This is a genomic window from Rhodococcus sp. BH5, from assembly GCF_027583855.1.
GTDB classification, from domain to species: Bacteria; Actinomycetota; Actinomycetes; order Mycobacteriales; family Mycobacteriaceae; genus Rhodococcus_F; species Rhodococcus_F qingshengii.
The window spans coordinates 331281-344496 of sequence record NZ_JAJHVW010000006.1 but is presented as its reverse complement, the minus strand read 5'-3'; the positions used below and the strand labels follow the sequence as shown (position 1 = coordinate 344496).

12 protein-coding genes are annotated in these 13216 nt (G+C 62.5%); 3 read left to right on the top strand and 9 right to left on the bottom strand.

The annotated features are described in order from the left end of the window. Positions 1–462 precede the first annotated feature (462 nt). On the top strand, positions 463–1959 hold the full coding sequence (locus tag RhoBH5_RS18115) for a DUF222 domain-containing protein (protein ID WP_270008622.1): 1497 nt from the start codon (positions 463–465) through the stop codon (positions 1957–1959). Between the two features lie 40 nt (positions 1960–1999). Here RhoBH5_RS18115 and RhoBH5_RS18110 read toward each other — a convergent pair whose 3' ends face one another. Next, positions 2000–2155 (bottom strand): hypothetical protein, encoded by a 156-nt coding sequence (locus RhoBH5_RS18110; protein ID WP_003940615.1) that lies wholly within the window; start codon positions 2153–2155, stop codon positions 2000–2002. Between the two features lie 135 nt (positions 2156–2290). Between RhoBH5_RS18110 and RhoBH5_RS18105 the strand changes: the two genes are divergently transcribed. Beyond that, a complete protein-coding gene (locus tag RhoBH5_RS18105; RefSeq protein WP_270008621.1) occupies positions 2291–3115 on the top strand; it encodes a mycofactocin-coupled SDR family oxidoreductase in 825 nt (274 codons plus the stop codon). Positions 3116–3146: 31 nt separating this feature from the next. Here RhoBH5_RS18105 and RhoBH5_RS18100 read toward each other — a convergent pair whose 3' ends face one another. From RhoBH5_RS18100 to RhoBH5_RS18070, 7 genes are all read right to left on the bottom strand, one after another. Continuing rightward, the gene (locus tag RhoBH5_RS18100) at positions 3147–3935 is read right to left on the bottom strand and encodes an SDR family NAD(P)-dependent oxidoreductase (RefSeq protein WP_003940182.1); all 789 of its coding nucleotides are present in this window, start codon (positions 3933–3935) and stop codon (positions 3147–3149) included. Positions 3936–3958: 23 nt separating this feature from the next. Then, entirely contained in the window at positions 3959–4609 is a 651-nt protein-coding gene (locus RhoBH5_RS18095; protein ID WP_065351414.1) for a PaaI family thioesterase, read from the bottom strand. Next, the gene (locus tag RhoBH5_RS18090) at positions 4609–5478 is read right to left on the bottom strand and encodes a MaoC/PaaZ C-terminal domain-containing protein (RefSeq protein ID WP_007732676.1); all 870 of its coding nucleotides are present in this window, start codon (positions 5476–5478) and stop codon (positions 4609–4611) included. The genes RhoBH5_RS18095 and RhoBH5_RS18090 overlap by 1 nt, the downstream gene beginning before the upstream one ends. Then, on the bottom strand, positions 5478–6680 hold the full coding sequence (locus RhoBH5_RS18085; protein ID WP_165638927.1) for a lipid-transfer protein: 1203 nt from the start codon (positions 6678–6680) through the stop codon (positions 5478–5480). The genes RhoBH5_RS18090 and RhoBH5_RS18085 overlap by 1 nt, the downstream gene beginning before the upstream one ends. Before the next feature lie 7 nt (positions 6681–6687). Next, positions 6688–8868 carry an acyl-CoA dehydrogenase gene (locus tag RhoBH5_RS18080; RefSeq protein ID WP_270008620.1) on the bottom strand — a complete coding sequence of 727 codons (2181 nt, stop codon included), beginning with the start codon at positions 8866–8868 and terminating at the stop codon, positions 6688–6690. 34 nt (positions 8869–8902) lie between these two features. Next, entirely contained in the window at positions 8903–10066 is a 1164-nt protein-coding gene (locus RhoBH5_RS18075) for a steroid 3-ketoacyl-CoA thiolase (RefSeq protein WP_007732681.1), read from the bottom strand. Between the two features lie 192 nt (positions 10067–10258). Next, the gene (locus tag RhoBH5_RS18070; protein ID WP_030536987.1) at positions 10259–10885 is read right to left on the bottom strand and encodes a TetR family transcriptional regulator; all 627 of its coding nucleotides are present in this window, start codon (positions 10883–10885) and stop codon (positions 10259–10261) included. A 153-nt stretch (positions 10886–11038) separates the two neighbouring features. On the opposite strand from RhoBH5_RS18070, the gene RhoBH5_RS18065 reads away from it, so the two are divergent. After that, positions 11039–12571, top strand: a complete 1533-nt coding sequence (locus RhoBH5_RS18065) for an FAD-dependent oxidoreductase (protein WP_037128865.1) — start codon at positions 11039–11041, stop codon at positions 12569–12571. Positions 12572–12650: 79 nt separating this feature from the next. On the opposite strand, the gene RhoBH5_RS18060 is transcribed toward RhoBH5_RS18065, so the two are convergent. After that, complete coding sequence (locus RhoBH5_RS18060) at positions 12651–13202, bottom strand: pyridoxamine 5'-phosphate oxidase family protein (RefSeq protein WP_073512548.1); 552 nt, start codon at positions 13200–13202, stop codon at positions 12651–12653. Positions 13203–13216 lie beyond the last annotated feature (14 nt).

The following is a 13216-nucleotide window of genomic DNA, read 5'->3' as shown; positions in this document are numbered from 1 at the left end:
AAGCTGATTGACCCCTGCGGACCAACCGTCAGAAACGACTCACTGACCTGCTGCCATTTCTCGCGATCGGATGTGGGTCGGGAGGACCAGACTTCGACCGTTGTATGCATGTTGAAGTTGTTCTGGTGCGGGCTCAGGACAATCACAACTGTGCCGTCACTGTACGCAGGGCGCGAAGCCATCGCGAGTTCGAGCAGGTCCGTTTCCCTCCCGAAACCGTCATCGTCGCCGTATATGTAAAACTGTCCATAGTCCATGAAGAGCACAAGCGACTGTTCACTGAGTTTCACCGCGTTGTCTGCCACAAGCCGATACTTACACAGTGGCACGACAATCACGTTCGAGCTTCGAATGAACAGGATCCAAAACACAAGCACAATAAGCATTTCGGCTGATTCGGACTATTCCGACTGATTTGAGAATTCAGTTCGCATCGAACACACATTCGAATAGAATGGATGCATGTTCAACCCGACAACAGAGCTCTTCGGTATCTCAGCACAGCTGACCGGTACCGAAACTGATTGTGCGCTGGTTGATCTCATGACCGATCTGCACGCATGCGAGGCGATGCTGGTCGAACGCAAGCTCGCTGTGATTGCCGAGTTCTTTTCGCGGCGAAGCTCGGAGCATGTCGCCAGTGGTGCGTGGTCGTCGACCGCACACGAGTTGGCTGAGTCGGAAGTCGGTGCGTCACTGACGATGGGTCGCGCGGCTGCCGGCAAGCTGATCGGGTTGGGGTTCTCGTTAAAGACTCGTCTGCATCGCACTCGAGCGGCGATGGCCCGTGGCGAGTTGGATCTGTACCGAGTTGGTTTGATCGATTCCGCGACCGCGAACGTGAAAGACGAATTGATCGACGAGGTGGAACGACTACTGCTCGAGCAGGTTCTCGCCCCACCAGTAGCAGGCGGAACGGGCTTGACGGGAAGGCGACTGACAGCGGCGATCGATCGGATCGTGGCGATGGTGGACCCGGAAGGTATGCGAGAACGCCGACGCCGTGCTCTCACTGATCGGTTCGTCGGAGTCAGCGCTGCCGAGGACGGGATGGCAAAGATCTTGGGAAGCGTTCCGGCAGAACAGGCTCGGGCATTCGACGGCCGACTACGCGAGTTGGCAATGTCGGTATGCCGAAACGACTCTCGAACGTACGAGCAGCGACGAGCCGACGCGCTCTTCGAGTTGACCAACGGATCACAATTCTTGCCGTGCAACTGTGGCCGAGCTGATTGCCCGCAGGATCGTAGCGGTGGTGTTGTCGTTCGTCGGCCCGTGGTTCACGTCGTGATGACTGATTCCACTCTGCACGGTGGCGGCGAGCCCGCCCACCTCGACGGGTACGGGGTGATCAGCGCTGAGCATGCTCGCGATATCGCCCGTGACGCCGTAATTCGAAACGTCCGAGCACCTGCTGATGACGTCGCAGAGCCGGTGCCTGCTTCGGCGCGCGTCTACCGACCGGGCGCCGTTCTCGATACCTGGTTACGGATCATCGCGGGCAGCTGCCAATGGCTGCATTGTGATGTCCCGGCCTGGAATTCCGATCTGGACCACAATGAACCGTTCCATCACGGCGACCCCGAATGCGGCGGTAAAACGGTCGCGTCGAATTTGAGTGCGTTCTGCCGCAACCATCATCGCCTCAAGCATTCCGACCGGTGGCGGTTCACGTCGAACGTGGATCGGACCATGTCGCTGACGTCGCCGACCGGGCATTGTTACCGAACGCGACCCGCAGGATTGATGGCTGGATCGCACGAACCGACACCGCCCCAGGGCGGTCGAAATCGGCGGACCCAGGCGGAGAACAAAGCTGCCCGTATCCAGAGTGAACGCAATCGCCAGCGCCGACGGATACAGAAACGAGCAGAGGAGCACGTTCAATACAAGCGGCGGAAATCACCGCGAGCCCGCCGAGAACCCAACGACTACGGGGACGACCCGCCACCGTTCTGAGATACCGAGCGGTGTCGAGGCGCGCCGACGGGTCGCAGGGTCAGTCTGACGTCGGCTTGGTGCCGTCTTCTGGTGCCGGATCGTCGTCGGCAAGCGGATCTATGGTGTCGACACCTTCGAGGACGGTCAGCTCTTCTTCCGCCTCGGCGAGGAGCCCTTTGGCTTCAGCTTCGACCTTCTTCACCCAATCGGACATCCCGAGCCTCTTCTCTTCCGAAGCGAGTTCCCGCTGTAACTGAACTCAGACTACGTCGCCGGCGACGAATTTCGCCGTCCCCTCGGGTCAGTACTCATGACCGAGTAATCATGATTCACGACGGACGGAGCACGCATGCCCGGACAGTTGGAAGGCAAAACCGCACTGATCACCGGGGCCGCCCGAGGTCAGGGCAGGAGCCACGCCGTGCGATTGGCGCAGGAGGGCGCGAACATCATTGCGCTCGACATCTGCCGTCAGATCGAATCGGTGGCCTACCCGATGGGAACCGCCGACGATTTGCGGCAGACAACAGCAGCGGTCGAGAACCTGGGACGAAGTATCGTCGCGCGAGAAGTGGATGTTCGCGATCTGTCCGCACTGCGAACTGCGGTATCCGAAGGAATTGCGGAGCTGGGCAGCGTCGACATCGTCCTGGCCAACGCCGGTATCGGCATGATGTCCCCGGATATCGACGATGCTCGCGCCTTCCGCGACCAGATGGAGGTCAACCTATTCGGCGTCTGGAATACCGTCCAGGCCGCAGCGCCCGCGATGATCGAACACGGTACAGGTGGCGCAATAGTCCTTACCGGATCAACTCTGGGACTTGTCGGTCGTGGAGGTGACGGCACCGGCGGATCCGACGGCTACTGCGCGAGTAAACACGCCATCGTGGGGCTTGGGCGCACGTGGTCGCACTGGCTTGCTCCCCACAATATTCGTGTCAACTCCGTGCACCCGACTGGCGCGAATACACCGATGGTCGTCAACGACGCGGTCGCGAAGCTGTTTGCGGACTCCCCGACATCGAGCGGAGCCGACGTGGGCAACCTCTTGAATGTCGAGTTGATCGAAGCTGCCGACGTCAGCAACGCGATAGCCTGGCTGGTTTCGGATCAGGCTCGATACGTCACAGGTATCGCGTTGCCGGTCGACGCCGGGTTCACGGCCAAATAGACGCCGGATACACCGGCTGCGTCGCCGTCGATCAGTCGACGGTCGGCGCCCACTGCACGCCGTTGATGTGCCCACCACCGTCGACGAAGAGGGTGTTGCCGGTGACGTAACGGCTGTCGTCACTTGCCAGGAAGGCCGCAACGGGGCCGATGTCGTCGAGGGGATCGCCGATCCGCCCCATCGGGTTCTGTGCGGCCATCACTGCCACGTTCTCCGGATTGGCTTCGGCGACACGCTTGTACGCCGCACTCTGCGCACCGGGACAGATGACGTTGCAGTTCACCTGCTTGGGAGCCCACTCGCGGGCAGCAGTGCGAGTCAGGGTTCGCAATGCTTCCTTCGCCGCGTTGTACTGCACCGAGTACATGTGAGCATTCACGCCGTTGAGGCTGCACATGTTGATCACGCGGCCCGTGCCGTGACGCTCCAGTTCCGGCAGGGCAGCCTGCATCGCCCAGAATGCCGCCATCACTGCCATGTCGAAACCGCCGCGCAACTGCTCGTCGGACATCTTCTCGAGCCGAGCGAAACCGAAAGTCCGCCAAGCATTGTTCACCAGGATGTCGAGGCGTCCGAACCGCTCGACGGACTTGTCGACCATGGCAACAACCTGAGCTTTGTCAGTGACGTCGGTTCGGACGAATTCCGCCTCCGCGCCCCATTCGTCCCGCAACCACTGGGTGGTTTCGAGGCCCGCTGCCTCGTCGATCTCGGCAACCAACACCGACGCGCCTTCACGCGCGAACGCGCCCGCCACTCCGCGCCCGATGCCCATACCGGCACCGGTGACCACTGCTACACGTCCGTCGAGCTTGCCCACTGGGCCCTCCTTCGTCAGAACCCCTACCTGGGGCGCGGCACGGTCTTGTCGATGAACAGTCCCTCTACCGATACACACAATTCGCCGTCCGCAGTTTTGATCTCACCGACGGTGTGAATCTTGCGGCCGTCCTTGGACAGGAATTTGCCGCTGATCGTGAGTGGCTCGAACAGCGGAGTCGGGCGATGGTACCGAGTGCTCAATTGTGCTGTCATGCCGGAATTTCCACCCCAGGCGTTCGCGACGCCGAGAACGTGATCGAGCAGCAGCGCCGAAACACCGCCGTGCACATGGCCGGGAGGGCCCTGGTACGGCAGCGTCAACGTGACCACTCCCTGCACCGACCCGTCAGCGAGCCCTTCCAGTACGAGCGGCGGCGCAATGGCGTTCTCGGGGCCGGTCACGGGGTCGTGACGAGTCACGCCCTCACCGTTCCACATGTCGATCAACCGCTCGGCCACCTCGGGTGAGTGCTGTTCGAGATGCTCGGCAATGCTGTTGAGCTCCTCCGCAACCCGGTCCAAATTGGCGTTTCCGCGGTCGGTGCGCAGCATCGCGTCGACAACGCGACGCGCTGCTGCCGTGGCCCGGTCGACCGGGGCGTCCTGCGGCGGCGACGTCAGAATCGTGCCGCCCGGATGTGTCGCTGCTGTGGGGTGCGAACCGAGGTCCATCAGTTGATCTCCATTGTTGCGTGCGTGAGAACCGGGGAGTTCTCGCGTTCGGGGCACGTCGCCGCCAACGTCAGTGTGTTGCCGTCCTGCCATACCGAGGTGGTGATGGATTCGCCGGGGAAAAGCGAACCGGCAAACCGCACCGAGTAGTTCTTCACCCGCGTCGGATCTCCGTCGAGAATCCCGTCTACCACGGCCTTGCAGACGATGCCGTACGACGCGAGGCCGTGCAGAATCGGTGCATCGAAGCCCGCCATCTTCGCGAAGGAGGGATCAGCGTGCAGCGGGTTCATGTCTCCACTGAGTCGGTACACCAGCGCCTGTGAGGGACTCGTGCTCGACGTCAGTACCTTGTCGGGCGCTCGATCAGGCACCCCGGCAACAACTTCGGGCCCGGTGTTGCCGCCGAATCCACCTTCGCCGCGCGCCCAGATCTGCATTCCGGTGGTCCATAACGGATTCCCGTCCAGGTCCTCGGCCGCCGTCTCGAGAACGATCACAGCTGCCTTTCCCTTGTCCCAGACATCGGCGACCCGAGAGGAAATACGGGCAGCACCCGTCGACGGGATGGGCGCGTGAAGTGCCAGCGACTGCCCACCGTGCAGGATCTTTCGCAGATCGATGTCGATTCCCGGCATACTCATCGACGGTGCGGGCAGTACACCCGCCGAAACTCCCTGGCCTGCAACCATTGCAAACGTCGGGAGTACCTTCAGCCCCTTTTCGTACACCCAGGTCAGTTCAGCGGGATCGAGAGCATTCACCCCTGCCCCGAGTCCCAATTGGTAGAGCATGACGTCGCGATCGGTCCACGACGCCTCGCGCACAGTCGGTTCGGCGGCCAACGCCACCTCGAGATCGATAGCCATCAGTTCTCCAAAGTTCCGGCTCGGTAGACCGTCACGACGCACGCGCCGCCCAGTCCGAGGTTGTGTTGCAAGCCAATACGAGCGCCTTCGACCTGCCGCGCATCCGCGGTCCCGCGGAGCTGCCACGTGAGTTCGGCGCACTGCGCCAAGCCCGTCGCGCCCAGCGGGTGTCCCTTCGAGATCAAACCACCCGACGGGTTGACGACCCACTGGCCGCCGTACGTGGTCGCGCCGGATTCGACGAGCTTTCCGCCTTCTCCGACCGCGCACATCCCCAGGCCCTCGTAGGTGATGATCTCGTTGATCGCGAAGCAGTCGTGCAGTTCGATGACGTCGACGTCATCGATGGTGATCCCGGCCTGCGCAAAGACCTGCTCTGCCGCAGCTGCCGTCATCGGCGCGCCGACCACGTCGATCATCGACTTCTCGGCGAACGCTGCCTCGGTGTCAGTGGTCAACGCCTGTGCGACGATTTCGATCGCCCGGTCTTCGAGGCCGTGCTCACGCACGAACTTCTCGCTCACGACGATCGCGGCTCCGGCGCCGTCCGAGGTCGGCGAGCACTGCGAACGTGTCAGCGGCTCGTGAATCATCTTGTCGCCGAGTACCTGTTCGAGGGTGTACTCGTCACGGAACTGTGCGTACGGATTGTTCACCGAATGCTTGTGATTCTTGACCGCCACCGCTGCGATCTGCTCGACCGTGGTGCCGTACTTCTTCATGTGCTCGACGGCAGCGTTACCGAACAGCTGAGCTGTCATCGGCGATCGGGCGAACCCGTAATCCTCGACCATGATCTTCAGCTGAGAGTCCAAGGTCGTGACCTTGGGCATCTCACCGCTACCGGTCAACGCCGTTTTGGTCATCTTCTCGAAGCCGACGGCCAAGGCGCACTCGGCTTGTCCGGCCTGGACCCACTCGCGCGCCATCATCAGCGCCGTCGAGCCGGTCGCGCAGTTGTTGTTGACGTTGAAGATCGGAATGCCGGTCAGACCGGTCTCGTAGAGAGCTCGCTGTCCTGCTGTCGACGCGTTGAACACGTAACCGACCGCAGCACGCTGAATCTGGCCGTAGCCGATCCCGGCATCGGTCAGGGCATTCGAGACGGCTTCGGTCACCATGTCCGGGTATTCCCAGTCGCGGGTCTCGATCTTCTCGAACTTGGTCATGCCGACGCCGATGACGAAGGTGCGATTGCTCATGTGCAGGTCACTTTCCCGGTTCAGGGTCGCGAGGCAGACCCAGGATTCGCTCACCGATGATGTTGAGCTGAACATTGGTTGTACCACCCGCGATGGACATGCACTGCGAGTTCAAGAACATCTGGGTTGCAGACATCCGATGCTGTTCGCCCAGAAGTGAACTCGGTCCGGCCCACTCCATTGCCACGTCCCAGACCTGCTGGATGTGCTCGACACCGATCAGCTTCGCCACCGAGGATTCGGCACCCGGCTGCGCGCCGGTGAGCGAGCGCAGCGTGGTGCGCAGACCGAGCAGACCACCGGATTGCGCGTCGCACAGCACCTTTCCGAGCACGGTCAGCTGCTCGTCGTCGATGCCACCGGGCAGTCCGTCGACCAGGCTCAGAAGAGTCTCGCCACCCGATCCGAGCGACGAGTCGTTGGACAGCGAGACACGCTCGTTGGCCAGCGTGGTGCGAGCGAGCTTCCAGCCGTCGCCTGGCTCGCCGACCAGGCACTCGTCGGGAACGAAGACGTCGTCGAAGAAGACTTCGTTGAACAGTGCTTCACCGGTGATCTCGCGAAGCGGGCGAATGTCGAGGCCGCTGTTCTTGATGTCGATCAGGAAGTAGGACAGACCCTTGTGCTTGGGGGCGTCGGCGTCGGTGCGCGCGAGGCAGATTCCCCAGTGCGCGTCGCGTGCCATCGACGTCCACACCTTCTGGCCCTGCAACTTCCAGCCACCGTCGACCTTGGTGGCCTTTGTACTCAGCGCGGCGAGGTCGGAACCTGCGCCGGGCTCGGAGAAGAGCTGACACCAGACGATGTCGCCGCGCAGTGACGGCGGGACGAACTTGGCGAGCTGCTCTTCGTTGCCGTGCGCGATGAGCGTCGGGATGACCCAGTTGCCGATGATCATGTCGTGCGGCTTGATCTTCGCAGCGCGCAGTTCTTCGGCGATGACCAGCTGGCTGACGGCGTCAGCGGACTTGCCCCACGGAGCCGTGAAGTGCGGTGCGGTGTAGCCCTTTTCCGCGAGGTACGTCTTCTGCGCGGCACCTTCGAGTTCGAGCGCAGGACCGAGCTCGGCGCGAACGTCGGCGCGGACCGCCTCGGCCTCGGGCGGCAGCTCGACGCTGAGCACGCGACGGGTTCCGGCAATGGTCAGCTCGGCAACGCGACGACGCCAGGATGCCGTGGAACCCAGCAGAATTCGCAGGGACTGCGCGCGGCGCAGGTACAGGTGCGCGTCGTGCTCCCACGTGTAGCCGATTCCGCCGAGCACCTGGATGCAGTCACGCGTGACGGAGAAGCCAGCCTCGAGGGCCGTGGCTCCGGCGACGGCTGCTGCGAGAGAAGCCTCTTCGGCACCGACGCCGTTGGCGGGAGTCAGCGCACGCGCAGCGTCCCAAGCGCAGACGCGTGCCTGCTCGGAAAGCGCGAGCATACGTGCAGCCTTGTGCTTGACACCCTGGAACTGGCCGATCGGGCGACCGAACTGCTGACGTACCTTCGCGTAGCCGGCCGACGTCGTAACTGCCCAGTCGGCCAAGCCTGATGCCTCGGCCGCGAACAGTGTTGCGGCAATGTCGAGTACACGCTGGGTATCGATGGTGAGGATCTCGGAATCGGTGAGCACCAAACCGTCGACGGTGACCTCGGAGTTACGACGCACGACGTCGTAGCTGGCCAAGTCCGTGACCTCGAGGCGGTCACGTCCGAGCAGAACGAATCCGCTGTCCGTCGCGAGGAGGAACAGGTCAGCGACATGGCCGCCGAGAATAAGGCTGGACGTTCCGCTGAGGGTGGTGTTGTCGCCGTCGCGGGTGATCTTCAGCGAACCCGGCTGCAGTGCAACAGCTCCGAGCGTGCTGCCATCCACGAGCGTCGGCAGTCTGTCCGTTTCTCCGGCATCGCTGAGAACAGCGCTGACCACTACCGTCGGCAGGAACGGTCCGGGAACCATCGAGCGTCCAAGTTCCTCGACGACGATGGCGAGTTCGACCAATCCGTATCCTGCGCCGCCGAATTCCTCGGCTACGTGTAGTCCGAGAAGCCCCTGCTCGGCAAGCCCGTTCCAGAGTTGGGGGCGAGTTTCGACCTTCGCCTCGACGGCTTCACGGACGACGGTGGGTGTTGCGTGACGCGCCGCCCAGCCCCGTACGGAGTCGCGGAGGTCACGATCTTCTTCACTCAATCCAATAGTCATGTCTACCTCGTCAATTCGACAGTGTCAGTACGGGTCAGATGCGTTCGATAATGGTGGCGGTCGAGAGAGCGCCACCGGCGCACATCGTGACCAGAGCCGTCGACTTGTTCGAGCGCTCGAGTTCGTGCAGCGCAGTGGTGATCAGACGAGCGCCCGTGGAACCGACGGGATGTCCGAGCGCGATCGCACCACCGTTGACGTTGACCTTGGACAAGTCTGCGCCGTGAACCTGCGCCCAGGAGAGCACGACCGAGGCAAAGGCTTCGTTGATTTCGACGAGATCGATGTCGTCCAAGGTCATTTTGGCCTTGTCGAGCACCATCTGGGTGGACTCGATCGGCCCGTCCAGGTGATAGAAGGGATCGGATCCGACCATGCCGGACGCGACGATCCGCGCGCGGGGCTTCAATCCCAGTTCCTGTGCGCGCTCTTCGCTCATCAGCAGTACCGCAGCCGCGCCATCACTGATCTGCGACGAGTTGCCGGCGGTGTGGATATGGCCTTCGATGACCGGCTTGAGCCCAGCCAGCGCTTCTGCCGTCGTCTCACGCAGTCCCCCGTCGCGAGTGACAGTGGCGATCTCACCGGTAGGCACGCCTTCCTTGTCCACCACGGGAGCCTTGACGGGCACGATCTCGCGGTCGAAGCGTCCTTCTGCCCAAGCCTGAGCTGCGCGGCGCTGCGATTCCAGACCGAACGCGTCGACGTCGGCGCGCGTGATCCCACGCTTCTCGGCAATTCGCTGCGCGGAGGTGAACTGGTCACCCATGTCGATGGTCCAGTCGTCCGGGTACGGGTTTCCCGTTCCCGGTGCGTTTGCCTGACCCAGGAACACACGGCTCATAGCCTCGACGCCGCAGCCGATACCGGCCGAGATCTGACCAGACGAAATCAGGCCGGAAATCAAATGCACTGCCTGCTGGGCGGATCCACAGGCGCAGTCGATAGTGGTTGCCGCGGTGCTGTACGGCAATCCGGCGTGCAGCCACGCCTGCCGCGTGACGTTGTTGGACTGCTCACCTGCCTGGGTGACACAGCCGCCGATGATCTGTCCGATGTCTTCCGGTGCGACGCCTGCCCGTTCGAGAACGCCGAGCTGCGCTGCTCCCAGAATCTCGGCGGGGTGCAGTCCCGCCAGGGCGCCGCGACGACGGCCGATCGGTGTCCGAGCGGCCTCGACGATGACTGCATGACCCATGATGTTCGCTCCTTCGTGGAGTTTTCGGTCGGTGAGCTGGCTCACCGTCTAATTTTCTGTAATTTATTCTATTAATGATGTCAGGGCAATGTCCGGATTGACATCAACTCTCAACTGATGCGGATTCAAAAATAGAATTGATTTCAATTTTGCAAACATGACGAACCCTCCCCAGAGAGGGGCGAAGTCACGTCAGTGCCGTGAGAGATTCACCAGAAGCAGGTCGCATCCCTTGCGGATGTCGTACTCCGCATCGGGGATGGAGATTCGACCGTTGAGGCACGATTGGATGACCCCGAACCACAGCTGCATCAGCAGACGCAACCCGGTGTTGTCTTCCTCGGTGGGGTTCTCGATCCCGGCCGCATCGAGAATGATCTGCCGGAAGCCGCGATCGATCTTTCCCACGTCCGGCACCGTCGCGACGTTGGCGGTACTGGACGACTGCAGCATCGCAGTCGAGAGAGCCGGCCGACGCAGTAACCCGCGAGTCGCGCGAACCAATACCTCGTACACCGCATCCTGCGGATTGTCCGACTGAACCTGATGCCTGACAAAGCTGGCACCGATCTGGTCGATCTGCTCGACCATCACAGCGACGAAGAGGTGCGTCTTCGAGGGGAAATAGCGATAAAGAGTGCCGATGGCCACGCCCGCCCGCTTGGCGACCTCGTGCATCTGTACCCGTGAGAGTTCCTTCTCGGTCCCCAATTCGGCCGCCGCTTCCAGCATCCGCACATGGCGCGCCCGCTGCTCGTCCGAACTGGGCTCTGCAGCGTCCCTGACCTCGGCAATTCTCGGCAACGTCGCCCCCATCATCGATTCTGTGTCCCGGTCGCGAACGACCTCGCCAATTCTCTCATCTCGACCACCCATCTCGGCATATTGCCCGCTCAGTGGGACCTGGCATGGCCTTCTCTCCCCGTGCGGTATTCCGTGGACACCCCACCCTCTTGGAGTTAGGACGCAATGATGCAGGACTGGACCACCGAGTGCGACGTGTTGGTAGTCGGCTCCGGCGGCGGCGCGCTGACCGGCGCATACACCGCGGCAGCTCGAGGATTGACGACGATCGTCCTCGAGAAAACCGATCGCTTCGGCGGAACTTCCGCGTACTCGGGCGCATCCATCTGGCTGCCGGGAACCCAAGTACAGGAACGTGCGGGACTCCCCGACTCAACGGAGAACGCACGCACCTATCTGCGCGCATTGCTCGGCGACGCCGAGTCCGAGCGCCAGGATGCCTATGTCGAGACCGCTCCCGATGTCGTCGCACTACTCGAGCAGAACCCGCACATCGAATTCGAGTTCCGTGCGTTCCCCGACTACTACAAGGCCGAAGGCCGGATGGACACGGGACGCTCCATCAACCCTCTCGATCTCGATCCCGCCGACATCGGTGACCTCGCCGGCAAGGTGCGTCCGGAACTCGACCAAGACCGCACCGGTCAGGATCATGCTCCCGGCCCGATGATCGGTGGGCGCGCACTGATCGGCCGACTGCTGGCCGCAGTCCAGAGCACCGGTAACGCAGAACTTCGTACCGAATCCATCCTCACCTCCCTGATCGTGGAGGACGGTCGGGTTGTCGGCGCCGAGGTCGAATCCGGCGGCGAAACCCAGCGAATCAAGGCGAACCGCGGTGTGCTGATGGCAGCGGGCGGCATCGAAGGCAACGCCGAGATGCGTGAGCAGGCCGGCACCCCCGGCAAAGCGATCTGGAGTATGGGTCCCTTCGGCGCCAACACCGGTGACGCGATCTCCGCCGGAATTGCTGTCGGTGGCGCAACCGCTTTGCTCGATCAGGCGTGGTTCTGCCCCGGCGTCGAGCAGCCGGACGGCAGCGCCGCATTCATGGTCGGCGTTCGCGGCGGACTCGTCGTCGACAACGCGGGCGAGCGTTACCTCAACGAGTCTCTCCCGTACGACCAGTTCGGCCGGGCCATGGATGCGCACGACGACAACGGTTCTGCAGTGCCGTCGTTCATGATCTTCGACTCGCGCGAGGGTGGCGGACTACCTGCCATCTGCATCCCGAACACGGCGCCCGCCAAGCACCTCGAGGCCGGAACCTGGGTCGCCGCCGACACTCTCGAAGAACTCGCCGCCAAGACCGGACTGCCGGCCGACGCATTGCGCAGTACTGTCGAAAAGTTCAACGATGCCGCAAAGCTGGGAGTCGACGAAGAGTTCCATCGCGGCGAAGACCCGTACGACGCATTCTTCTGCCCACCCAACGGCGGCGCGAATGCGGCACTGACGGCGATCGAGAACGGTCCGTTCTACGCGGCCCGCATCGTCCTCAGTGACCTCGGCACCAAGGGCGGATTGGTCACCGACGTCAACGGTCGAGTCCTGCGTGCCGACGGCAGCGCCATCGACGGCCTGTACGCCGCCGGCAACACGAGCGCGTCACTGAGCGGCCGCTTCTACCCCGGTCCTGGCGTTCCGCTCGGCACGGCCATGGTCTTCTCGTACCGAGCAGCCCAGGACATGGCGAAGTAACCAGCACAACGAGGACGTGGGGCAGGCAATGTCAGAATCACCTGCCCCACACTCTTTCGCACGGCGACGCGATTTTGTATCACTCCAGGTCGATACCGGGCAACCCGTCCACACTCTTCGCGTTCTTCTCGGCGCGATAGGCGATGAGCCGCTCCGGCCCCCTCTTCTCCGCTACGCGGTCGAGCACGTCACGATCGGATTGGTAGTCCATCAGCGGTACTGCGTATCCGCACGAATCCGAAATGCGCGTCAGATCGACCACGACGATCGACCGCAGCCCCGGGTGCTCAGGGAACCTACCGACAAGCTCGTTGAACGGTTCCGACCCTGCAAGCAGAACGTGTCCGTGACCGTGCAGTCGTACGATCTTCGGTGGTCCGTCAAACGCCATGAACATCAGTGTTATTCGCGAGTTCTCGCGCACGTGCGCGATGGTTTCCACACCGCTGCCGGTGAGGTCGAGGTACGCCACCCGGGTGGATGTCAGCACCACAAACGATCCGACTCCCCCTTTGGGTGAGCAATTGACCAACCCGTCAGCAGACAACGGTGCGGTGGCAACGACGAACAGCGGTTGAGCCTGCAACCACGTGGTGAGCTTTTCATCGATGCCTTCGTAGACGCGCCCCATGTCGAGAGTGTAGT